General features: G+C 42.0%; 16 protein-coding genes. 10 read left to right on the forward strand and 6 right to left on the reverse strand.

Features of this window, described 5'->3' with window-relative positions; genetic code table 11:
- The first annotated feature begins 137 nt into the window (after positions 1-137).
- The 3 genes from ACXAFE_RS19800 to ACXAFE_RS19810 all read left to right on the forward strand — a co-directional run bounded on the left by ACXAFE_RS19800 (position 138) and on the right by ACXAFE_RS19810 (position 9,608).
- The gene (locus ACXAFE_RS19800) at positions 138-2,792 is read left to right on the forward strand and encodes a family 16 glycosylhydrolase (RefSeq protein WP_475156920.1); all 2,655 of its coding nucleotides are present in this window, start codon (positions 138-140) and stop codon (positions 2,790-2,792) included.
- Between the two features lie 60 nt (positions 2,793-2,852).
- Positions 2,853-5,810 carry a TonB-dependent receptor gene (locus tag ACXAFE_RS19805; protein WP_475156925.1) on the forward strand — a complete coding sequence of 986 codons (2,958 nt, stop codon included), beginning with the start codon at positions 2,853-2,855 and terminating at the stop codon, positions 5,808-5,810.
- Between the two features lie 99 nt (positions 5,811-5,909).
- The gene (locus ACXAFE_RS19810) at positions 5,910-9,608 is read left to right on the forward strand and encodes a sensor histidine kinase (protein ID WP_475156929.1); all 3,699 of its coding nucleotides are present in this window, start codon (positions 5,910-5,912) and stop codon (positions 9,606-9,608) included.
- Between the two features lie 47 nt (positions 9,609-9,655).
- Here the strand turns inward: ACXAFE_RS19810 and ACXAFE_RS19815 are convergent, their stop codons facing one another.
- Positions 9,656-12,193, reverse strand: coding sequence for a glycoside hydrolase family 3 protein (locus ACXAFE_RS19815; RefSeq protein ID WP_475156934.1), 2,538 nt, complete (start codon positions 12,191-12,193; stop codon positions 9,656-9,658).
- Positions 12,186-13,442, reverse strand: a complete 1,257-nt coding sequence (locus ACXAFE_RS19820; RefSeq protein WP_475156938.1) for a sugar MFS transporter — start codon at positions 13,440-13,442, stop codon at positions 12,186-12,188. Before ACXAFE_RS19820 ends, ACXAFE_RS19815 begins: the two co-directional genes overlap by 8 nt.
- Before the next feature lie 178 nt (positions 13,443-13,620).
- Between ACXAFE_RS19820 and ACXAFE_RS19825 the strand changes: the two genes are divergently transcribed.
- Genes ACXAFE_RS19825 through ACXAFE_RS19835 form a run of 3 tightly spaced genes read left to right on the forward strand, consistent with a single transcriptional unit; the run spans position 13,621 to position 17,569 of the window.
- Positions 13,621-14,961, forward strand: coding sequence for a GH1 family beta-glucosidase (locus ACXAFE_RS19825; RefSeq protein WP_475156940.1), 1,341 nt, complete (start codon positions 13,621-13,623; stop codon positions 14,959-14,961).
- 42 nt (positions 14,962-15,003) lie between these two features.
- The gene (locus tag ACXAFE_RS19830; RefSeq protein WP_475156945.1) at positions 15,004-16,014 is read left to right on the forward strand and encodes a LacI family DNA-binding transcriptional regulator; all 1,011 of its coding nucleotides are present in this window, start codon (positions 15,004-15,006) and stop codon (positions 16,012-16,014) included.
- Complete coding sequence (locus ACXAFE_RS19835) at positions 16,004-17,569, forward strand: sugar porter family MFS transporter (RefSeq protein WP_475156950.1); 1,566 nt, start codon at positions 16,004-16,006, stop codon at positions 17,567-17,569. Before ACXAFE_RS19830 ends, ACXAFE_RS19835 begins: the two co-directional genes overlap by 11 nt.
- A gap of 4 nt (positions 17,570-17,573) precedes the next feature.
- On the opposite strand, the gene glsB is transcribed toward ACXAFE_RS19835, so the two are convergent.
- From glsB to ACXAFE_RS19855, 4 genes are all read right to left on the reverse strand, one after another.
- Positions 17,574-18,491, reverse strand: coding sequence for a glutaminase B (gene glsB / locus ACXAFE_RS19840; protein WP_010558638.1), 918 nt, complete (start codon positions 18,489-18,491; stop codon positions 17,574-17,576).
- A gap of 117 nt (positions 18,492-18,608) precedes the next feature.
- Positions 18,609-19,472: a DNA alkylation repair protein gene (locus tag ACXAFE_RS19845; protein ID WP_475156958.1), complete on the reverse strand. Its 864-nt coding sequence runs from the start codon at positions 19,470-19,472 to the stop codon at positions 18,609-18,611.
- The gene (locus tag ACXAFE_RS19850) at positions 19,473-19,703 is read right to left on the reverse strand and encodes a hypothetical protein (RefSeq protein ID WP_105172516.1); all 231 of its coding nucleotides are present in this window, start codon (positions 19,701-19,703) and stop codon (positions 19,473-19,475) included.
- A gap of 84 nt (positions 19,704-19,787) precedes the next feature.
- Positions 19,788-20,108 carry a hypothetical protein gene (locus ACXAFE_RS19855; protein ID WP_475156966.1) on the reverse strand — a complete coding sequence of 107 codons (321 nt, stop codon included), beginning with the start codon at positions 20,106-20,108 and terminating at the stop codon, positions 19,788-19,790.
- A gap of 34 nt (positions 20,109-20,142) precedes the next feature.
- Here ACXAFE_RS19855 and ACXAFE_RS19860 point away from each other — a divergent pair, with 34 nt between their 5' ends.
- The 4 genes from ACXAFE_RS19860 to ACXAFE_RS19875 all read left to right on the forward strand — a co-directional run bounded on the left by ACXAFE_RS19860 (position 20,143) and on the right by ACXAFE_RS19875 (position 23,356).
- A complete protein-coding gene (locus tag ACXAFE_RS19860; RefSeq protein WP_475156972.1) occupies positions 20,143-20,619 on the forward strand; it encodes a GNAT family N-acetyltransferase in 477 nt (158 codons plus the stop codon).
- Positions 20,616-20,924 (forward strand): putative signal transducing protein, encoded by a 309-nt coding sequence (locus tag ACXAFE_RS19865; protein WP_054981392.1) that lies wholly within the window; start codon positions 20,616-20,618, stop codon positions 20,922-20,924. Before ACXAFE_RS19860 ends, ACXAFE_RS19865 begins: the two co-directional genes overlap by 4 nt.
- A gap of 287 nt (positions 20,925-21,211) precedes the next feature.
- The gene (locus ACXAFE_RS19870) at positions 21,212-21,844 is read left to right on the forward strand and encodes a glycine-rich domain-containing protein (RefSeq protein ID WP_475156978.1); all 633 of its coding nucleotides are present in this window, start codon (positions 21,212-21,214) and stop codon (positions 21,842-21,844) included.
- A 96-nt stretch (positions 21,845-21,940) separates the two neighbouring features.
- Complete coding sequence (locus ACXAFE_RS19875; RefSeq protein WP_475156980.1) at positions 21,941-23,356, forward strand: mannose-1-phosphate guanylyltransferase/mannose-6-phosphate isomerase; 1,416 nt, start codon at positions 21,941-21,943, stop codon at positions 23,354-23,356.
- The last annotated feature ends 226 nt before the right edge of the window (positions 23,357-23,582 follow it).

The following is a 23,582-nucleotide window of genomic DNA, read 5'->3' on the forward strand; positions in this document are numbered from 1 at the left end:
TGACTTAATTTAAATGAAAGCGCTTACATTTACGTGCTTTTATTTTTAACTAAAAATGAAAGCGCTTACATTTGTTTTTACAAAGTGTACGACAACTAACTATATTAAAAATAAAATCCTCTATCGGGGCGAAGATCATGAAACACGCAGCGAGACATATAGCTTCCTATGCGTTGGGATTATCGGCAATAGCTTTAACGGGCTGTGGTGGTAGTACCAACACGGATACAGATCTTACTAAGGTTGACCCAAGTCAGCCGGTAAGTGACTGGGTAATGGTTTGGAATGATGAATTTGACGGTACCAGCATTGATGCCAACAAGTGGCGTCATGAAGTAAATTGTGCCGGTGGTGGCAACAACGAAAAGCAGTGCTATACCGACAGTGATGAAAATTCATTTGTAGCGGATGGCATGTTGCATATAGTGGCAAAACCCGCCCCAGAAGGAAGTGAAAAGCCTTATACCTCAGCGCGTTTAAATACTCGCTACAAAGCTGATTTTAAATATGGCCGTTTTGAAATGCGTGCGAAACTCCCAGCTGGGCAAGGCGCATGGCCTGCGTTTTGGATGATGCCAACCGATGAGGTTTACGGTGGTTGGCCGCGTTCGGGTGAAATTGACATTGTTGAGTCGGTCAACCTAAAAGCAAACACCGCTGAGGGGCAACCCGAGGCCTATGTGCATGGCACGCTCCACTACGGTCGAGAATGGCCTAACAATGCAAGTTCAGGCAAAGCCTACTTGCTACCCGATGGTATGAATCCCGCTGACGATTTCCATGACTACGCTATTGAATGGCAAGAAGGTGAAATTCGTTGGTATGTTGATAACTATCTTTACGCAACACAGCGCCAGTCTGAGGTGCGCTATAACAGTAAAGGTGAAGCGGTAGGACTTGCGCACAAAGGTTGGTTTACTGAATATTTTGATCAAGTAACCGGTGAGTTAAAAACGTTTTGGACAAGCGCACCGTACGATCAGCAATTTTACATGATTTTAAATTTTGCTGTAGGTGGTGATTGGCCTGAAAATGTAAACGAACTTGGTATTGATGAAGCAGCATTTGCAAACGGCAACAGCTTTGAAATTGACTATGTACGTGTATACGAATGTGCAGCAAATCCAGATGCTGGTAAAGGCTGTGAAACGGTACGTCCAGGTTATGATAAGTTAGATGATGCACTCGTTGAAGGTGCAGCGCCAACGCCGACATTACCCCCCGTTGGTGGCAATACAAATGTGATGATTTTTGATGGCGTACTCAACCATAACTGGCCTGCATGGGATTGTTGTGGTGGCTCAACGCCTAGCATTGTGATTGATGAAGAGCGTGGTGACGTAATGCAGTTTACTGTGGGCAATCAGCCAACAGTAAATGGTTTTATTTCGCGCGATGAATTTATTACTGATGCTGAAGGTAAGGCATCACCGTTTGACGCCTCAGGTGTGATTGAAACGGGATCTGTTAGTTTTAAAATGAAAGTGATCAGTGCACCAAGTAATCCAGATGCAACCTGGATGTTTAAAATTGAAAGTGTTGGTGCAAGCACCGCCTACGAAGTGCCACTTAATACCAGCGTTGAAGGTGTTGACCCAGTTGTTGGTCAATGGCAAGACTATACTTTTCCAATAAGCGTGCTGGTTGAGGCCGGAATGGATATTAGCGCTTTAGATGTAATTATGATTTTCCCAGCATGGGGCACAGGTGAAGGCGCTGAATACCTTGTTGACGAAGTACAAATCGGCGCGCCAAGCACCTCACCAGAGTTAGTACTGTTTGCTGATGGTGAAAACCCTGATTGGCCGATGTGGGACTGTTGTGGTGGCTCAACGCCGACGGAAGAACTTGACGACGATGCTCATGGTTTAGTTGCTGAATTTAAAATTGGTGCAAGTCCAACAGTAATGGGCTTCATTACCCGCTCAGCAAATGGCGGTAGCGATAAACCTTTCGATGCATCAACAATTATTGAAAATGGTGTACTGAGCTTTGAAATGAAAGTAGTAGATGCGCCGCTAAGCCCAGATGCATCATGGGTTATCAAACTAGAATCCGATAATGCAGCGAGTGCAGTTGAATTTCCCATTACTGACTCAATTGAAGGCGCGACGCCAACCACAGGGCAATGGCAAACGTACACATTCCGAATTAAAACGTTAGTGTCGAAAGGTCTTGATGTGAGCGCGATTGACGTGGTGATGATTTTCCCTGCCTGGGGCACTGGCGAAGGTGCAACTTACCGTGTTGATAATGCAAAGATTTACGACCCAACAGCGACAAAACCTGCGGGCGGTGAACTCACTTTATTTATGAATACCGTTGCTGATAATTGGCGCATTTGGGATTGCTGTGGTGGTTCTACACCGACTGAGGAACAAGATGATGATGCACATGGCACGGTAGCACAGTACGTAATTGGCGCACAGCCAACGGTGATGGGCTTTTTTGCCGAAGATGGTGTGTATTTTGATGCCGCTAACTTACTTGAAACGGGTGTAGTTCGCTTTGAAATGAAAGTGGTTGATATGCCGATTAATCCAGATACTCAGTGGTTATTTAAAATTGAGTCTGGTGATGTATCAACTGCCGTTGAATTACCACTATCAGCCAGTCTAGAAGGCGAGACGCCGCGCACAGGCGAGTGGCAAACGTATACCTTCACGATGCAAGAGCTATTTAGTCGCGGCTTAGATATCAGTGCTATCGATGTAGTTATGATATTCCCAGAGTGGGGAACGGGCGAAGGTGCAGTTTATCGTATTGATAACGCGGTTATTGCAAATCCGTAACGATTATTGGTGGCAAGCGTTTCGCTTGCCTAAAGTCAAATCAAGATAAGTAGAAAGATTATGAAAACAACAAGCTATAAGAAAAGCCAAGTAGCAATGTTAGTGGCTGGCTTACTGGGTACAAGTCTTGCGACGCCAATATATGCAGAGCAATTAGCGCAAAACGAAAATGCAGAAAAAGGCGTTGAAGTTATTGAAGTTAAAGGGATCCGTGGCAGCTTAATTCGTGCAATGGACCTAAAACGCGAAGCTTTTGGTGTAATGGATGCGATTAGCGCTGAAGAGATGGGTAAATTCCCAGATACAAATTTAGCGGAATCACTTCAGCGCATTACCGGCGTATCGGTTAGTCGCTCGAATGGCGAAGGCAGTGAAATTACCGTGCGTGGTTTCGGGCCAAGCTTTAACTTGGTTACACTTAATGGCCGTCAAATGCCTGGTACGGGTAACTCGCGTTCATATAAACTTGAAAACCTCGCCGCAGAGGGTGTCAGCACGTTAGAAGTGTATAAAACCGCGCGCGCTGAAAAACCAACTGGGGGGTTAGGGGCAACGGTAAATATTGTTACCGCTAAACCATTCCAACGTCCAGGGCAGCAAATAGCTGCAACTGTAAAGGGGATTTACGATAGCTCAAACGAAAACGGTGACGATGTAACACCAGAAATTTCGGGCATTTACAGCAATACCTTCTTTGATGATAGGTTTGGCTTTGGTGTGTCGTTTTCACGTCAAGAGCGAGATTTTCAGCGCCAAGAAGCCAATATTCAAGGTTGGCAAGCTAATGTTGATTTACCAACATTAGAAGAGGGGACATTTGTTGATCCGCGAGCGTTAGACAGTGAAGGCAACCGCATTGGCAACCATTTCTTTCCAAAAGATATGAACTACAGCATTGCTGATGTAGAACGTGAACGCAGCAATGCACAAGTGACCTTTCAATATGAACCTATAGACGGCTTAGTTGCGACGCTAGATTACACATACACCAATGCTATTACGGCAACAGAAATTGCAGGCTGGGGCATTTGGAATGAGTTTGGCGGCAATATTAACGGCTATGAGTTAGATGAAAATGGAACAGCTGTGTTTGCCGATATCAGTGGTAACGATGGTTCGTTTACGGCAAGTAAAGACACCACAGAAGTCGATTCAAAATCAATTGGTTTAAATCTTGTTTGGGAAATCAGTGATGATTGGAAAGTAGAACTTGATTATCACGATTCAAGTAATGAAACCGACAATGGTAAAGACAAAGGGTTAGGTAGTTCTGGCCAAGTTATCCTCGGCTCAGATCAGCTGGTTAATAAAATATATGACTACCGAACAGGTGATATTCCCCATGCAATGATCAACTGGCGTAATGGATCAAATGAACTACTACCAAGTGAAATAGATTCTAACTTTAGCCAATTTATTCACTCGCCAGGCAAGTCTGAAATCGAGCAATTGCAACTGCATACTACTTGGTTTAACGACACCTTTGATATTCCACTCGTCACGGTTAAGTTTGGCGGCACATTTACCGACCAAACAATGAGTGGTTCTAACGCATGGAGTGGTTTACGAGGTGGCCCGGGCTTTAATCCATCGTTTAGCGAAATTTTCCCAGACAGCATGTTTACACGCCATGATACCAGCGACTTACTGGATGAATTTGCTGGCGGTGGCAGTGATTTAAACCCGCATTATTTCTACCGTTACGACTTCGATGAAGCGGTTGCGCGCCAGCTTGCTTATTTAACTGAAGATATTATGGGTGGCGATGTATATTCAATTGATCCGTATTTTGACGGTATTGATGCACAAGGTGCTGTTACCGAAGAAACCATGGCATTTTACCTACAAAGTGATTGGCAGTTTGAGATTGCAAACTACGAAGCGCAACTTATTGTTGGTGTGCGTTATGAAGATACCGACGTAACCAGCAATGTGCGTCAACGCGTTGAAACCCAAGTGAACTGGGAAAGTGCCTCTGAGTGGATTATGCAGTATGAAGCCGGTGGCAGCGATAACTTCCTTGAGCAAACAGGCGGGTACGATGTATGGCTACCTATGATGGATTTGCGTGTTGACCTGACCGATGATTTGGTCACACGTTTTTCTTGGGGTAAAACGATGTCTCGTGCGCCACTTGGCGATTTAGCCGGAGTTCGCTTACTAAGTGGTAGTCCAAAACCTGGCGCTCGCACAGGTTCGCAAGGTAACACCAACTTGTTACCGTTTGAGTCAACAAACTTAGACTTATCACTTGAGTATTACTACGGCGAAGGCAGTTATGCATCGATTGGCTATTTTAGAAAAGACGTGGATAACTTTATTCAAACCACGATTACCGAAACGACTATCGACGGCTTGAACGATATTTACAATGGCCCACGTTATTTACAGGCGATTGCCGATATAGAAGCCCGTGGTGAGCAAGCAACCAGCACCGCTATTTTTGAGCAAATGTTGGCAAATGGTCATGGTAATGCGGAGGGTAAAATTGAACCAACTGCAGGCGACCCATTAATTGTGTGGAATATTAGCCAGCCAACCAATACCGATAGTAAATCTGTTGATGGTATTGAATTGGCGGTTCAGCATTTAATTGGTGATACCGGCTTTGGTTTAGGTGTAAATGCCACTTTTGTTGATGGTGATGTTGAGTTTGACGTTAACAGCCTAGTGCAGCAAGCGCCGCTAACAGGCTTAAGCGACTCGGCAAACTTCCAAGCCTTTTATGAAAAACACGGCTTGTCGGTGAAACTCACTTATGCATGGCGTGATGCATACTTAATTGGTGTTGGCCAAGCACAAGGTTCATCGGATGCGCCACCGCAATTTGCGAAAGAATTCGGGCAAATCGATATGAGTGTGAACTACGACATTAATGAAGATTTCACCGTGTTTTTTGAAGGCATTAATTTGAACAACGAAACCGAGCAAGGCTATGGTCGATATGAAGAGCAATTCTTATTTGCTCGTCAATATGGTCCGCGCTACACCTTTGGTATGCGTTATTCATTTAACTAATACTCCCTTGTTGTCAGCAAGCCGCATTTCGATGCGGCTTTTTTGTGGCCAAAATTTGACGGATTTTGTAACGCTAACCATTATTAATTAATGAAAAAAATGGTGATTACGCGCCTGCAACGCGCTTCAAAACAAGACCTTTTCGCACACATTGCTGGCGTTACTTTGCTGCTATTAAGTTTACTGCCAACGTTACTAAGCGCTGCGCCAAAACATACGGTAGTATTTGATGATATTGCCCAAGTAATGCAGCAATATGATTTTGATAATGGCCTCAGCCAAGCTTCCGTTACTGCAATCACGCAAGATAAATTTGGTTATATTTGGCTCGGCACGCAATCAGGGCTAAATCGCTTTGACGGTAAACGCTTTAAGCACTTTTTTCCTGCACAACCGCTTTCCAATAAACTCGCAGGTGGGTTTGTTACATCGCTTTGTAGCCAAACAAACTATTTATGGATAGGTACACAAACAGGGCTGTCACGATATCACCTCGAAACCAGTGAGTTTGAACGAATCAGTATTAATAAAGAAGGTGAGTCTGTTGAGCGCATTAAAAGCCTATCGTGTAATGATGATAGTTTAGTGATCACCAGTGATGACGGTGAGTTATATGTGTATCAAACTGAAAAAGGGTTGCTGTCAGGTAAAGACATTTTTGATGAGTCGAATGTTAGAGCTATTCATCTAGCACAATCTCAATGGTTTGCAGTTACAGACAAAGGTATTGTTACTAAACAAATTGGTGCAGCAAAAAGTGAGTTGCTACTGCCAGGTAAAATAGAACAAATCGCAGTAAAAAATAACGCGTTAGTGTTATTAGATAATGCGTTGCAGGTGTGTTTCTATCAGTTAGCGCCATTACAAAACATGTGGTGCAAGTCGTTGCCCATTTCTCATATGGCCGAGGTATTTCAGTTCAGTTTACTCGAGCATGATTTACTTATTGCATCAAGCCTAGGCGCCTTTCAGTTATCGCACTCAGGCGAGATTTTACACCACTTTAAGCGCCAACAAGGTAACCAAAAGGGGTTGGCCGAAAACACGATTCTAACCATATTTAAAAGCCAAGAAGGCGACATTTGGCTTGGCACCGAAACCCAAGGCTTGTATCACTATCGCGAGTTAAGTAATGCATTTGGCCATGTTTATAACTTTAAAGATACTGCTCGTAGCAGTGATTTTTATGATGTGAGAAGTTTTGAATTTGATGCTAGCGGCACCCTATGGATTGGCACATCTAAAGGCATTTACTTGTATTCAAATCAGCGATTTTTTGCCGCCGAGAGTATTTACCCATCATTAAAAACTTTTAATAACACCTTTATTACCGACTTAACCATTTTTAACGACAATGTGTGGATCACCAGTCGTGGTGCGGGCTTGGCCAAATTTGATTTAACCACAGGGCAAACTTGGTTAGTAAAACCTAAAATACACAACCAAGAAGTCGAAAGCTTTAACTCAGTGATTAGTTATAAAGGCGAGCTAGTGTTTAGCTCTCGTAGCCAAGGTTTACTCACTTTTAACCCCAACACCAAGCAGTTTAGCCATTTTATTAAAAATAACGACAATGCGCCTGAACACGCAACAGGGCTATACACCGATGGGGAACATTTATGGTTTGGCAGTATTGGCATGGGGTTATTTAAATATGACGGCGAAACACTGGTGTCAATAAATCAAACACATGGCTTAAGTTCCGATTTGGTGTTTATGATCGAAAAAGATGCGCAAAATCGTATATGGGCCGCTACCGATAAAGGCCTCAGTATTGTAAATCAAGATATGACGTTAGCGCGCATTGTTGAGCGTAAACATGGCCTTGCCAATAATGCCATTTGGGCACTTGTAAAAGACAATAATGGTAATTTTTGGGCAGGAACCAGTGGCGGGTTAAGCCATATTCAAAGTGATGATTTTACGATTCGCAATTATTTACGTAACGATGGCATTCAATCTAACGAATTTAATTTTAATGCGGCGTTAAAAACCCAAGAGGGTCGATTATTTCTTGGCGGTTCAAATGGCTTTAATCAGTTTTACCCGTATGCAATAGAGCGTGCCCGTAAAAAACCAAATGTGCAATTAAGCGCAATTAAGGTGCTGGAAAAAGAACTTACGCCGATTAACGCCAAAGAGCTTTCTACTGTGCCTGAGCTGACGCAATCCCTTACGCTTAAAGCCAAGCAAAACATTCTCTCGCTTGCGTACTCATCAACAAGTTTAGCGTCTGATCGCCTCTCCCATCTTTATTATCGCGTGATTGGCTTAAGCGATAAATGGATCAAACTGGAACAAGGGCGTAATCAAATTGATTTAATTAATCTCACGCCCGGTGATTACACAATTGAAGCCTATTTGGTTGACCGTTTTAATAATGCCTCTGCTGCGCACCAGCTAAAACTGACTATCGTGCCGCCGTGGTGGGCATCGAATGTTGCGAAAGTAAGTTACCTGCTTTTTGCATTGTTAATTGGCTCGCTAATTGTGTATTCACGGGTTAAACGTTATCGCCAAGTGCTAAGTGATAACAACAAAATGAAGCAATTGAATGAACGTTTTGAAATAAGCCTATGGGCTAGTGGTGACGATTTATGGGATTGGCATATTGCCAACAATACCATTCATCGTTTTAGTGTAAGTAGCCAACTTGATTTCGGTGAGTTAACCGATGCGGTGCTGTTAGATGAGTTACATCGTTATGTGCATCCGAAAGACTGTATTTTACTGGAAGATAAGCTAGAGCGATGTATTTCGGGTGAAATTGATAGCTACGAAATAGCGATTCGAGTTAAAGAAAAATCGGGTAAATTTCGCTGGGTACGCGACCGTGGAAAAGTCGTAAGCAGAAGCAGTACTGGTGTTGCCGAGCGTATTGTAGGCGGAATTCAAGACATTCAAAAGTTGAAAGAAAATGAGCTTGCCCTTGAAAAACTGAATCAGTCGTTAGAAGAAAAAGTACAAGAGCGTACAGTGCAACTTGAACAAAATAACCAGCAATTGCTGCAAACCTTAGATGAGCTCGAAAAAATGCAGCAAGACTTAATCGAAAGCGAAAAAATGGCATCGCTGGGTAACTTAGTGGCTGGGGTGGCCCATGAAATTAACACGCCACTTGGTATTGCGATTACCGGTGTATCATCAAATCAAGAAAGCATTGAACTGATCGAATCGCAACTTGCAAATAAAACCCTAAATCAGGCGACGCTAATAAACGAAATTGCAAAACAGCGCGAAGTTTACCAATTGGTGCAGCGCAATTTAGAGCGCGCCGAAGCGCTGATCGCTAACTTTAAACAAGTGGCAGTTGATCAGTCTTCAGAGCAAATGCGTGAAGTGCATGTACGTGAATACCTTGAACAGCTGCGTACATCGTTAGCGCCACTGACTAAAGGGAAAGATATCACTGTATCGATTGCATGCCCCGAGAGTTTAGTGGTGGAAACCTATCCCGGGGCTTGGTATCAAGTGATGTCTAATCTTATACAAAACTCGGTAACACATGGTTTTGAAGGCCTAAATAAAGGCAATATTGCGATTTCCATAACACTTAATAACGGCAAGCTTGTTGTACTGTATCAAGACGATGGCAAAGGGGTTTCAGAAGACGTTCGGGAGCGTATGTTTGAACCTTTTGTTACTACCAAGCGTAATCAAGGTGGCAGTGGCTTGGGAATGCACATCGTTTATAACTTAGTAACTCAGTTACTTAATGGCGAAATCACTAGTAGACGGGTAGAAAACCAAGGCGCGGTATTTGAAATTGAATGTTTTGTGAATGTAATAAATGAATAAAGCCCCTTTCACGTCACTTGAAAGGGGCTTTAATATGGGCAGTTAACCTACTGACACATTTGCATTGCAGATGTCTCTGATTGTGTAATCTTAATGTTAGCAAGTGATAGCGTTAGTGCATTCGATGAACCAATTTCGAACGGCACAACTAGTTGATTAAATTTAATGCCTTGCTGAGTAAAGCACGCTAAATCAACGGAAAGGCTATGCCATTGACCATCTGCTTTTGCGCTTAACAAGTGAGTAATATCCATTTTGCTATGGCAGCTTCCTGGTACATCTGCGGTGCCTTCACAATTCATGGTTAGCCACACATCTTTAATGTTTTGGCTATCAAGTTTTATATCAAACACAAGCTGTGCTGTATCTGATACTAAATTGCTTAAGTCTTCACGGAAGTGGCTTTTACTGGCAAAGCGAAGACCAGCAGGTTGCTCGCCACTGATTGAAATTTTGCGCGCATCTTCTTGAATTACTTTATCAATGGTACGGTAATTAATACCGTCAAGATTCAAAGTGCTTGAGGTGATTTGTTCGCTATGGTCGCCTGAGAACAACCATGCCTGCCATGGCTTTTTCACTTCACCTTCAAGAATAGACATACTCTTAATATCGCCCGCTTTACGCTCAAATTGCTCAGGTAAATCGTTTGGTAGAGTCGTATTTGATTTTGATGTTAATCCATAGCCGTATGCAAATAGCGGTTTGTCGTCGCTGGTTTTATAAAAATCGATATGCTGATTTGGGTTCATAGGCCAACTAAATGGCAGTTTGCCTTTAAAATCAACATTAATACTGTCATCTGCCTTACGAAGTAGCACATCGGCAATCGCAGCGCCTTCCGAGCCAGGTAACCACGCTGCAACAAACGCAGTTGAAGTATTGAGCTCAGCATTGACCCACATAGGGCGGCCGCTAATAAAGACCGCTACAACAGGAATGTTGGCATTTTTAAGCTTGTTTAGTAAAGCAAGATCGCGTTTTTCACCCGCTTGATACTCAAGGGTTGCGCGGTCACCATGGCCTTCGGCATAGGGCTCTTCGCCAAATACCACAATCGCCACATCAGGTTTTTCTGAATAGGTTCCATCAAGGCTGTATTCAAGCTTACCGCCCGCAGCAGTAACTTGACTGTGTAAGCCATCCAGAATTGATGAACCATCTGGGAAATCACTATTTTGATTATTTGTTCCTTGCCATGTAATAGTCCAGCCACCTGATTGCTTACCAATGTTATCTGCGGCATCGCCAGCAACTAAAATGCGTTGTGTTGGTGATAATGGTAATAGTTGCTGGTTGTTTTTAAGCAGTACCAGCGACTCGCGCACTGCTTGTGCGGCAATATCACGATGCGCTGCTTGGCCAATCAACTCTGTTTTACCCGAAAGCGCTCTGTCTTTTGGACGCGGTTTATCAAACAAACCTGCGCGAAATTTTACGCGCAAAATGCGACGCACGGCATCATCAACGCGAGATTGTGCAATTTCACCAGCGTTTACTTGTGCGATGGTATTTGCCATTAAAGCTTTCCAATCAGAAGGCACCATAAAAATATCAAGGCCGGCATTAATTGATTGCGCGCAACTTTCATTACTGCAACCAGCAACTTGGCCATGGCCATTCCAGTCACCAACCACAAAGCCATCAAAGCCCATTTTGTCTTTTAGCACATCGGTAAGTAGGTATTTGTTGCCGTGTACTTTTTCGCCATGCCAGCTGTTAAATGATGCCATTACAGACTGCGCGCCAACATTTAACCCGCCAACATAGCCCTGCGCGTGAATATCAAATAAGTCTTGCTCAGATGATAGATTATCGCCTTGGTCGTCACCATCGACTGTGCCACCATCACCCACAAAGTGTTTTACTGTGCTAATAACTCGCTCATTACCTAAAAAATCTTTACCCACTTCGCCTTGTAAGCCTTTTACCACTGAAGCTGCATAACTTCGTACAAGTGCTGGATCTTCAGAGTAGCTTTCATAGGTGCGACCCCAACGGTCGTCTTGCACTACCGCGACCGTCGGTGCAAATACCCAGTCGATACCTGTTACCATCACTTCTTTTGCTGTAATAGCAGCGATTTGCTTCATCAGTTCAGGGTTGTTGGCAGCACCTAAACCAATATTATGGGGAAATAATGTTGCGCCAATCACATTGTTGTGACCGTGAACTGCATCAGTGCCCCACATGGTAGGAATAGTCGAACCATCGAGCGAGTCATCAATTGACGCCATGTACATATCGTCAGCAAGTTTTATCCAGTCTTCGGGTGTTGCGTGTTTATCGCCATTCGGGAACGAACCACCGCCATTTAGATAAGAACCAAAACCGTAACGGCGCATATCTTCAACGGTGATATTGCGGATTTCTGGCTGGATCATTTGCGCGATTTTTTGCTCTAGCGTCATTTGTGCTAGTAATGCATCAATCTTACTTTCAAGCGTTGCATCGTATTTCACAGGGCTTGTAATTTTTGGCCAAATATCGTTTTTAGTGTTTGTTGGTTTGGCATTTTCAGTGCCTGACATACAGCCGCTCAGCGCTAAACAAAGTACTGAGAGCGAAAATAGCTGTTTATTCATTGTTTTGTCCTTGAGTAGTTGATGGCACATGTCCTTTCACACCGTAGAATACGATAAAGACGTAACATACGGCAGGAATAATAAATGAAAGTGTTAAACCAATGGTATCGGCCGCGATACCTTGGAACACAGGGATGATGGCACCGCCGACGATGGCTAAACATAAAATGCCAGAGCCTTGCGAGGTGTGCTCTTTTAAGTTGTTAATCGCAAGGCTAAAAATGGTTGGGAACATAATTGAGTTACATAAACCGACAGCGAGCATTGTCCACATCGCGATAGGGCCAGAACTTAACATTGATACCACAATCAATACGATAGCAAGGGCCGCATTAAAGGCTAATACTTTACCACCAGATATTTTTTGCATCACGGCAGCGCCAATAAAGCGACCGACCATGGCCCCGCCCCAATAATAAGCGATGTATTTAGCAGCGGTGGCTTCAGTCATCTGCGTTGCACTGGCACTTGAAATGTAATTGATTAAAGTACTGCCAATGGCCACTTCAGCACCGACATAGACAAAAATACCGATAGCGCCTAACACTAAATGCTTGTGTTGCCATGCAGAGCCTTGAGTAACTTGAGGCGTTTCTTGATTCGCGATTTTAGGTAACTTTAATACTAAAAAGATAAGCGCTAATACCAATAACGACGCAGCTAAAATTAAATAGGGTAGCTGTACGGCGGTACCGTCATGACTTTGATTAGCGCTATCAGCTGAGAAAAACAATGCGGCCCCAAATAATGGCGCTACGGTGGTACCTAATGAGTTAAATGCCTGCGTTAATGTTAAACGAGACGGTGCTGTTTTAGGGGCGCCGAGTGCGCTGACATAAGGGTTAGCTGACACTTGTAAAATCGTAATACCACTTGCTAATACAAATAGCGCCATTAAGAAAAGCGCATAGATGCCAGAAGTTGCCACGGGATAAAACAACAAACAGCCTACACAGGCAATACTTAAACCAGCGACAATGCCTTTTTGATAACCGATTTTCCCGACTAACTTACCGGCAGGTAGCGAGATAATAAAATAAGCACTAAAAAAGCAAAATTGAATAAGCATTGCTTGGGTGTAATTAAGGGTAAAGGCTTCTTTTAAGTAGGGAATTAAAATGTCATTAAGACAAGTAATAAAGCCCCACATAAAGAAGAGGCTGGTTAACGCAACGAGTGCAAACTGAGTGTTTGAGGTGTTGCCAACATCAACCTGAGCGGTTTGATTTATTGGATTGGGTGAGCTCACAATGATCTCCAGTTGATTTTTTTGTTGTAAGCGCTTACATTTAAATTATGTAAGCGCTTACATTTATAGTTTGATAATTGCAGAAAGCATTTAAAATATCAAATATAAATCAGGTTTAGATTTGCTTTTAGGTAAGTGCTAACAAGTAAAATAGCAATAAAACAAGGTGTTAAATACCATGAAGCATTTTCGCTTAGCCACAACGAGTAATATGATGCAGCCAGATTTTATTTTTGGCGTGGCAACATCGTCGTATCAAATTGAAGGTGCTCGAAATACACGATTAAAGGCAAATTGGGACACCTTCTGTGAAAAAGGCGGTGCGATTGCCGACAGCAGTAATGGTGATGAGAGTTGCGAACATATTGCGCACTGGCAACAGGATGTTTCAATAATGGCCGATATTGGTGTCGATGCATATCGCTTATCATTGTCATGGTGTCGCGTTATGTTGGAAGACGGTACGGTAAACCTTGAAGGTGTTAAGTTTTATACCAACTTGTTTCAAGCGTTAAAAGCACAGGGTATGAAAGTTTTTGTTACCTTTTATCACTGGGATTTACCAGATTATCTTGATAGCCAAGGGGGTTGGTTAAATCGTCAAACCGCCTACGAATTTGCTAATTATGTGGAAACGGTCACGCCATATATTGCTCCTTATGTTGATTCTTTCGCAACCTTAAACGAGCCTTTTTGCTCAGCGTATTTAGGCTATGAATTAGGCATTCATGCGCCTGGGCATACAAGCCAAAAGGCCGGAAAAATTGCCGCGCACAATTTACTGTTAGCGCATGGTTTAGCAATGGAAGTATTAAACCGTTTAAGCCCAAGTACTGAAAACGGTATTGTGCTTAATTTCTCGCCTTGTTACCCATTAACCAATTCAGACCAAGATGCACTTGCCTGTCGTCATGCCGATGAGTATTTGAACTTGTGGTATTTATTGCCGCTACTAGAAGGGCGATATCCAGATATTGCTGGCTTATTGCCTGACGATGTAAAACCAGAAATTGCTGCAGGCGATATGGCAATTATCGCTGCACCGCTCGATTTCATTGGTATTAATTATTACACCCGTAAGGTTTATCAAGCAGGCAATAATGTACTGTTTAAAGAAGTGGATTCAAATGAATATGCAAAAACGGCCATGGGCTGGGAAGTTGTACCAAGTGCTTTTTTTGATTTACTGACTGATTTAAATAAGCGTTTTCAATTGCCAAATATTTATATTACTGAAAATGGCGCAGCATTTGATGATGAAGTCATTGATGGTGAAGTGAACGATCAAGCCCGTATTGAATACATTGATGGTCATTTACTCGCTGTAGAACAAGCAATACAGCAAGGTGTGCCAGTAAAAGGCTATTTTGTATGGAGTTTATTAGATAACTTTGAGTGGTCAGAAGGGTATACTAAGCGCTTTGGCATAGTGCACGTAGATTATAAAACGCAAAAACGCACGCTTAAACAAAGCGCGCTTGCGTATAAAGCACTAATAAACGCTAGAAATTCAAACTAATAACTATTAAATTTATTGAATGTAGACACAGTTTTCTTTTTTATGGCAACTATTTACGAAGTATCAAAAGCCGCTGGCGTATCATTAGCGACCGTTTCTCGAGTGATTAACGGTAACGCCCGAGTGAGCGAGCGCACAAAAGAAAAAGTGCACAAAGCAATGGATGCGCTTGGCTACAAACCTAATGCGATTGCACAGTCACTTGCCTCAAACCGCACTAATAGTGTGGGATTGTTGGTGTCAGAGCTGCATGGTTCATTTTTTGGCGACATGATGAGCTCAATTGAATCTATGCTGCGTGATGCGGGAAAACATGTGGTGATCACCGCAGGTCACAGTGAAGCTGAAAAAGAAAAACAAGCCATTGAGTTTTTGATTAGTCGCCGTTGCGACGCGTTAATTTTAAACGCTGAGGCAGTATCTGAAGACTATTTAAAATCGTTACTCGAAAAAAACATCGAGATCATTCTGATCAACCGTGATATCGAATCTCTAAAAGAGCGTTGTATTGTACTTGATAACCAATTAGGCGGTTATTTAGCGACCAAAGCGGCAATTGCACAAGGGCATACTGAAATCGCCTACATCAGTGGTCCTCATTTTAAAGAAGATGCACAGCAACGTTTAGCAGGCCATAAACAAGCGCTACAAGAAGCAAACATCCCATTCGATAGTGACTTATGCTTTGAAGGTGGTTATCACGAATCGGAAGGGCAAGCTGGATTTAATGTGCTGCGCTCAGCTAATCAATCATTTACAGCACTGGTTTGTGCAAATGATGAAATGGCCTCTGGCGCAATGACGGCTGCACGTGAAAATGGGCTCAGTATTCCTGACGACTTATCGATTATTGGCTTCGATAATGTGTTATTTGCCCGCTATTTATATCCCAAGTTGACCACAGTAGATAACCCAATTGCGAAAATGGGCGAAATGGCGGCTAATTGGGTACTTAGCAATATCTATCAGCAAAAGATTAATACAGAAATCACACATTTGTTTAAACCTGAATTAGTGATTCGCGACTCGCTAGGAGCCGTGCGTGCTGGCTAATCGGATCTCTCCCTCAGCCAAATTTGCGCTTATTGCGTCGTTTGGTGGGTTTGTATTTGGTTTTGATGCTTCGGTTATTTCCGGTGCAATTGGCTTTATTTCAGAACAATTTTTTCTCGATGAATGGCAACAAGGCTTAGTAGTGAGTGCGCCAACCTTAGGTGCAATTATTGCCAGCTTTTTTGCCGCGTTTTTAAGTGACCATTTTGGTCGCCGTAATACCTTAATTGCGGTGGCCTTGTTATATATTGTTTCCGCTTATTTCTCTGCAATAGCCAGTGATTTTGAAAGCTTAGTGCTGGCGCGCTTTATAGGTGGATTGGCGTTTTGCTCATTGCTTATTACGCCAATGTACATTGCGGAAATTAGCTTAGCCAAATCGCGCGGCAGGTTAGTGTCGATAAACCAATTAAATATTGTTATTGGTTTATCGGTATCGTATTTCTCAAATTACGTATTGCTACAGCTAGGGCATGCCGAGGGGAATACATTAACCTTGTTAGGCATGCACGCTGAAACATGGCGCTTTATGCTGGCACTCGAATTAGTACCCGCAATGGTGTGGTTTTTTGCTTTATTTTTGCTGCCAAAAAGCCCGCGTTGGTTAGTGCTTAAAAATCACCAAGCTGATGCGAAAGCGGTACTTAACAGGTTGTTTTCTAAAACGGAAGTGGATGCGCAGCTACAAGAAATCAGCGTAATTGAAAATCAGCAGAGCGCGTTTTTTATCCGTTTAAAAGGGCTTTTCACAAGTAAGGTGCGACTGGCTTTGTTAATGGGAATTACCCTAGCGATTGCGCAGCAGATATCAGGCATTAACGTTATCTTTTTTTACGCGCCTGTGATATTTAAGCAAAGTGGTATTGGCACTGATGCCGCATTTTTACAAGCAAGCTGGATTGGTGCGATTAATGTGTTGTTTACCCTTGTTGCGCTGATCACCATTGATCAATTTGGTAGAAAGCCATTACTTACTGTTGGTTTGGTGGGGGTATGTATCAGCATGTTTATTTGCAGTTATGGTTTTAAGCAGGCAACGTATCAAATTATTGATAAAGATGTTGCTGCGTTAGTGGCAACCCATCAGAACCTAAATGCCTCACGTTTTTCACCTCTTTTATCTAAAGTCTATATATCTGACATTGCGTTTAAAAATGAAGTTGTCGAAGCTATTGGTGAGCAGCAATTTAGGCAAGTGGGCAGTGAATTGTTAATGCGCGCTACTGACATCAATGCAGGTCTTGTGCTTTTTGGTATCACTGCCTTTGTTGCATCCTTTGCAATGTCGCTAGGACCTGTGATGTGGGTGTTCTTTTCCGAAGTATTTCCGAGCGAACTACGCAGTGTTGGCATTTCGCTTTTGGCACTAATCAATGGTTTTGTTAGCTTTTTAGTGCAGTTGGTTTTCCCTTGGGAGCTAGCAACCTTAGGAGCGGCAACCACATTTCTAATTTATGGCGTGTTCGCGTTCTTGGCACTGGTAATCATTATGCGTTTTTTACCAGAAACAAAAGGCCAGTCGTTAGAGTATTTGAGCCAGCCAAACAAGTGCTAATCGCTTAAAAAAGCTGTATTTCCATTTCTTTCGCAAATAGCTCTAGGGCATGTAAGCCAGCTACCGAGTTACCATATTGGTTTAATTCAGGTGACCACACCACCACAGTGTAACGCTCAGGTACCACGGCTAAAATTGCACCACCTACGCCCGATTTACCTGGCATACCAATACGATAAGCGAAATCGCCTGCTGCATCATACAAACCGCTGGTAAACATTAAAGAGTTCATTTGTGAGTTTTGCTTACGTGAAATAAAGGTCTCTTTTGTGGTTTGTGAAACCCCTTTATTGGCTAAAAAGCTAAAGGTTTTAGCCAGTTCTACGACGTTCATTTCGATGGCGCAGTATTTACAGTAATTACTAAGCACAGCGTCTACATCGTTATCAAAGTTATTAAATGACTTCATTAAGTTTGCCATTGCGGCATTGCGAAAACGATGCTTAAACTCTGATTTTGAAACTGACTTATTAAAATTGATTTTACTATTGCCTGAGAGCTGACGCACCGTTTCTAAATAGTGGTGCAGTGGGGCACTTACTCGTGATTGTAGCGCGTCACATACAGCAAGGGCTCCTGCATTAATAAACGGATTGCGCGGTACGCCGTTTTCCATCTCAAGCTGAATTAGCGAGTTAAACGCAGTGCCTGAAGGCTCTTTGCCAACACGTTGCCACAGTGATTCGCCATAGCGTTGCAGTGCCAGCGAAAGAGTTAATACTTTTGAAATAGACTGAATGCTAAAGCGTGTTTTGGCATCGCCAGTAGTGTAGATTTCACCATCGACAGTGAGTACCGCCATAGCAAATTGCTGAGGTTTAATTTTGGCAAGTTCAGGAATGTAATTTGCAACTTGGCCTTGACCGAACAAGCTTCGACATTCTGAATTTATGGTGTTAAGCAGCGACGTAATCTGATCCATTGTAAAACCTCTAACTCTGGCATTAAGCTCATCACTATAAAGGAGTTTAGCTAGTTGTCACCAACGAAAAGAACTTATTTGAACCAATTAATATAGCTAATGAGCAAAGGCGTTGTGTTATTTAGCGGCAATTCTTAGTGCCAGTGCGCGAGCATGGTCTTTTTTGGCATAATAACGAACAGCGTGACGAATAAGCCATTTGAGCTCAGTGTTAGCTGAACCTACCCAAGAATCAAGCAGATCGAAAACCAGCTCCGGATGATCTTTGGCAATATCTCCCAAACTATTGGCTACGCTGCGCCTAACGTACAAGCTGGAGTCGTCCTTTAAATGACACAAAAACGGTAAAATGGGCGTTGGATCGTTAATAATCGCAGGTAATCGTTTTCCCCACGGTAGTTTTGGCCGAGTACCTTCTGACACTAAACGGCGAATATGTCGGTTGCTATCGAATTGCCATTCATTCAGGGTTGCAAGAGTACGCGCTTGTTGCGTTATTAAAAAAGGCCGAATGCAAAACTCAGCGCTAAAACGTTGTGTAAGCTGATATTGCGCTTGCATTGATACATCGAACGGGTCGCTTCCATCATTGTATTTTGCATCTAAGCCGTAGTTTGCGATGTAAAAGCTAAAAGGTAAGTAATAAAAGCCCGCTAGTCCGAATTCTTCTGAGCTTTCGTCAGCATCAATCAAGGTACGTAATAAAATATCAATCGCAGTTTGGTAATGTGCAGGAAGGTATTGATGCAATGTGGCTGCGATAAATTGGCCTTTTGCCATTAATGCCAAATCACTCGGTGCTAAACGACAGGCTTCAACAAACTGCGTGCTATTAAATTTGTCATAGACTAGTTCAATATTACGCGCCATAAAGCAAATGGCATTATCGTTTAGTAGATCGGCTAACGAGCTGCCTTTTGCGATAGCGCGCGGCGCATTGGGAATGCTCGCTGTAGTAAATGATGGCAGTTGTACTGACATTTAAGGTTGTTCGCTATCGCTTTCTTTTTGGTCGTTTTTTAGTGCTAATTTAAACGCTAAAATAACCAATGCAAACATTAAAAACGGCAGTGCTGCAAGACTGTATTCTGCCCACGCTTTATCGTAAAAAATGGGTTTCATAATAAAGTGTCCGGCAATTACCAAAACGATGGCAACCAGTAGTATTGGAATTGTGATTAATTCGCTTTTAATTTGTCCCTTGCTTCGCATAAGAACACTTTGTAAGTTATGAATAATAAGTAGTTTATCTGCTTTTTTGTTAAAACAATATAATGTAAATCAAGTTTGTGGTGTTCACTTTATAAGTGAATACATTTTTTTGATTGACGCAGGTGAAATTCCACCCATCATGTCATCGTTAGTTAGCGCAAAAAGAAAGTCGTCGATTTCATTGGTATCGATTGCTGTTTGATTGATTAGTACGGTAGCCCACAGTGTTAAATCATCGTCATCAATTTGCGCTGAGATATATAAATTAAGTGCATGTTTTAGATGTTGTTTATAAACTTTTAGCGGCAAAGTTTTTTGCTGTGTTTGTTGAGCAAGTACACGATATGCATTATTAATATCGCTGCCGTAAGTAATGAGTTGATTTAATGCTTGCTCGTAGGTCATTTCACTTTCTTAAATGGATAAAGGAATCGTTAAATTGCAACAGACAGTCATAATTAGAAAAGCCGAACATCAGGATGTTACAGCGGTGCTTAATGTACGAAAACAAGCAATTTTGGCTGGCTGTAAAGATGCGTATGATAGCACACAACTTGATTTGTGGACCGGCGTTAGCGCCGATAAAGTGATCACCGACATGATTGTAAACTCATTTTATGTGTCAAAAATGGGCAACGAAATTGTCGGCACGGGTAAAGTAGACCTCACGACAGGACAAATCGATGGCATATTTGTTTTGCCATCGCATTTTGGTTTGGGATTAGCGCGCGCTATGTTGACTTTTTTAGAGCAAAAAGCAAAAGCGCACGGTTTAACAACGCTATTTCTTGACGCCACACTAAATGCGGTAAATGCTTATAGTGCCTATGGTTTTATTGCTGATACGCCACGCAACTATGAATCGCCAACCGGCGCAGTGCTGCGTTGTGTGCCAATGCAAAAGGAAATTAAATGACACTTGTATACACCCATGAAAATTTGACCTTAGTGGTTAATGTAAGTACTGCATTGCAAAATGCCGGTATTAAAACGCAAATTAAAAATCAGTATGCAGCGGGTGGGCGTGGCGAAATTCCTTGTTTTGAGACTTGGCCCGAGGTTTGGGTTGCTTCACAGTTTCAAGTGAAGCAAGCGAAAGAGATAGTGGCACAGATCACGTTAGAGAGTACACAACCTGATTGGCAATGTACTCACTGTACCGAACTAAACGGAGCTGCATTTGATTTTTGTTGGCACTGTGATAGCCCTAAACCATGCTAAATTTGTTGTCATCTATGATCACCTAGCGATAACGCTTACGTGATTGTTACACCACGCTAAACACATTTCACTTACAGCTACACAAACACCGTTTATGCGTTGTATAAGTGTAAACGCTTCAAAAACGCCGCTTTGAAATTATTTAACTTATTGAATTTAAATAACAAATAAAGTTGTAATTAGCTCATTACAATTAAAAGTAAAATAGTTGTTACTTTTTATGTAAATTAGGTTAATAATATAAGTACTATATTTTTCGTAGTTTTAAAAAAGCAGTTTGAGGCTTTATGTCTGCATTTATTATTATTTGTATGTTGCTTAGTATTATCAGTACCTTATATTTTGCGATTGGCTCTAAAAGTAGTCAGCAAAAATATATTGAGCATGTTGAATTTCCAAGCGCAATTAAGCAAACATTGCGTGCAAAGTATAGTTCGCTTTCTGATGAGCAGTGTGAGCTAGTTTTAGCGAATTTACGCGAGTATTTTTTGATTTGTCACATGGCAAAAGGGCAGCCAGTTGCAATGCCATCAAAAGCGGTTGATCTTGCGTGGCATGCGTTCATATTACACACGCGAGAGTATAAAACGTTCTGTAAAAAAGCATTTGGTCGATTTCTACATCACACACCTATATCGACATCGACAAATAGCCAAGACGTTGATTCAAGCTTACAACGTACGTGGCGGTATTCTTGTCAACGCCACTTTATTGATTATCCGAGCCCTGAAAAACTGCCATTTTTGTTTGCGCTTGATGAGATGCTCGCTATTGAAAATGGTTATTGCTACTCGTTAGATGAGTCGCCGCAAGTTGGAAAAATCAATGCATTGTCACTAACTAACCGTGTTACGTCATCACAGCAACCGAATGTGCAAACCTCACACATAATAAGTTGTGGTGGGTATGCAAGTTGTTAGACTATTTAAAGTGTTTTTACTGCGTTGAAGGTGACTCCTTACCCGAAGAGCTGCTAGAATCTATCCCTTTATTGTCTTTTCATCGTAATAGTTAACATGATTATACCGGTCATTCTTGCTGGTGGTTCAGGTACTCGTCTGTGGCCACTTTCTCGGGCTGATTACCCTAAACAGTTTTTAAATTTAACTAACGAATTTAGCTTGCTAGAAAATACATTAGATCGAGTATTGTCAAAAGAGTATGCTGCGCCGCTTATAATATGTAATCAATCCCATCGATTTTTAGTGGCTGAACAGGTTAGACACTTGGCTATTGGAAATGCCCAAATACTGTTAGAGCCAGAAAGCAAAAGCACTGCGCCAGCACTAGCTTTGGCTGCTTTTCATGCTTTAAAAAGCCACAAAGACCCTTATTTATTAGTGCTATCAGCTGACCATAGTATTGATGATAAAGACGTATTTAATACTGCGATAAATCATGCATTCAATGTAGCAAAAAAAGATTACTTAGTATCATTGGGAGTACCAGCGACGACACCAGAGACTGGTTATGGGTATATTGAACCAGGAAATAGTATTGAACAATCACATGGATTTGTAATCAGCGATTTTATTGAAAAACCGAATATCGAAGTGGCGCAAACATATGTTGACTCAGGCAGATATATGTTTAACACGGGCATATTTTTATTTAGGGCTAGTTTGTACCTTGAAGAGCTGAATAAGTTCCATCCCTGTATTTATACTGGTTGTAAAAATGCTGCTCAGAATACGATAAGTGATCTAGATTTTATTAGAGTAAAGACAGATGCGTTTTCGATGTTGCCGAGTCAATCTATTGATTACGCAGTGATGGAAAAAACAAAATGTGCCGCTGTAGTGCCATTATCGTGTTCTTGGTCGGATATAGGCAGTTATAATACGCTTTGGAATGAAAGCAGAAAATGTAAGCAAGGTAATGTTATTAAGGGGGATGTGGTTGCTGAAAGAACGCGAGACTCACTAATTATTGCGGAAAATAAACTTGTCGCAACACTGGGTGTTGAAGATCTGGTTATTGTTGATACAAAAGATGCGCTATTGGTATCTAGTAGAGATCAAGCTCAAGATGTTAAACAGATCGTTGCTAGACTATTTCAGGAGAATAGACTGGAGTATAGCTCACACCGAGAAGTCTATCGGCCATGGGGCAAGTACGATACAGTAGATGTGGGTGACAACTTTTTGGTTAAACGTGTGACAGTAAAACCTGGAGGTCAGCTTTCATTGCAAAAACATCAATTCCGAGCGGAACATTGGATCGTTGTTAAGGGAGTAGCTAAAACTAAAATTAATGGAATTGAACGTTTGGTTTCAGAAAATGAATCAATTTACATTCCAATTGGTGCGACACATCGTCTTGAGAATTCAACTGATGTAGATTTAGAACTGATAGAGGTTCAAACAGGTGATTATTTAAGTGAAGACGATATTATAAGACTTTCAGACAAATATAATCGTGTTGAAAATTAAGTTTTAACCGTGAAATAGTTATTATGAAAATGGTTATTGCTACTCGTTAGATGAGTCGCCGCAAGCTGGGAAAATCAATGTATTGTCACTAACTAATCGTGTTACATCATCACAGCAACCGAATGTGCAAACCTCACACATAATAAGTTGTGGTGGGTATGCAAGTAGTTAGAAACCGCCTACTAAAACTCAGTTTGATTTATTGAAACTGAGTTTTGTGCCTTTA

This window comes from Pseudoalteromonas sp. ABV4_021 (genome assembly GCF_056159365.1).

Excerpts from the sequence above, each read along its gene's own strand:
- ACXAFE_RS19800 (WP_475156920.1), top strand. The coding sequence starts at position 138 with ATGAAACACGCAGCGAGACATATAGCTTCCTATGCGTTGGGATTATCG.
- ACXAFE_RS19805 (WP_475156925.1), top strand. The coding sequence starts at position 2,853 with ATGAAAACAACAAGCTATAAGAAAAGCCAAGTAGCAATGTTAGTGGCT.
- ACXAFE_RS19810 (WP_475156929.1), top strand. The coding sequence starts at position 5,910 with ATGGTGATTACGCGCCTGCAACGCGCTTCAAAACAAGACCTTTTCGCA.
- ACXAFE_RS19815 (WP_475156934.1), bottom strand. The coding sequence starts at position 12,193 with ATGAATAAACAGCTATTTTCGCTCTCAGTACTTTGTTTAGCGCTGAGC.
- ACXAFE_RS19825 (WP_475156940.1), top strand. The coding sequence starts at position 13,621 with ATGAAGCATTTTCGCTTAGCCACAACGAGTAATATGATGCAGCCAGAT.
- ACXAFE_RS19830 (WP_475156945.1), top strand. The coding sequence starts at position 15,004 with ATGGCAACTATTTACGAAGTATCAAAAGCCGCTGGCGTATCATTAGCG.
- glsB (WP_010558638.1), bottom strand. The coding sequence starts at position 18,491 with ATGGATCAGATTACGTCGCTGCTTAACACCATAAATTCAGAATGTCGA.
- ACXAFE_RS19845 (WP_475156958.1), bottom strand. The coding sequence starts at position 19,472 with ATGTCAGTACAACTGCCATCATTTACTACAGCGAGCATTCCCAATGCG.
- ACXAFE_RS19850 (WP_105172516.1), bottom strand. The coding sequence starts at position 19,703 with ATGCGAAGCAAGGGACAAATTAAAAGCGAATTAATCACAATTCCAATA.
- ACXAFE_RS19855 (WP_475156966.1), bottom strand. The coding sequence starts at position 20,108 with ATGACCTACGAGCAAGCATTAAATCAACTCATTACTTACGGCAGCGAT.
- ACXAFE_RS19865 (WP_054981392.1), top strand. The coding sequence starts at position 20,616 with ATGACACTTGTATACACCCATGAAAATTTGACCTTAGTGGTTAATGTA.
- ACXAFE_RS19870 (WP_475156978.1), top strand. The coding sequence starts at position 21,212 with ATGTCTGCATTTATTATTATTTGTATGTTGCTTAGTATTATCAGTACC.
- ACXAFE_RS19875 (WP_475156980.1), top strand. The coding sequence starts at position 21,941 with ATGATTATACCGGTCATTCTTGCTGGTGGTTCAGGTACTCGTCTGTGG.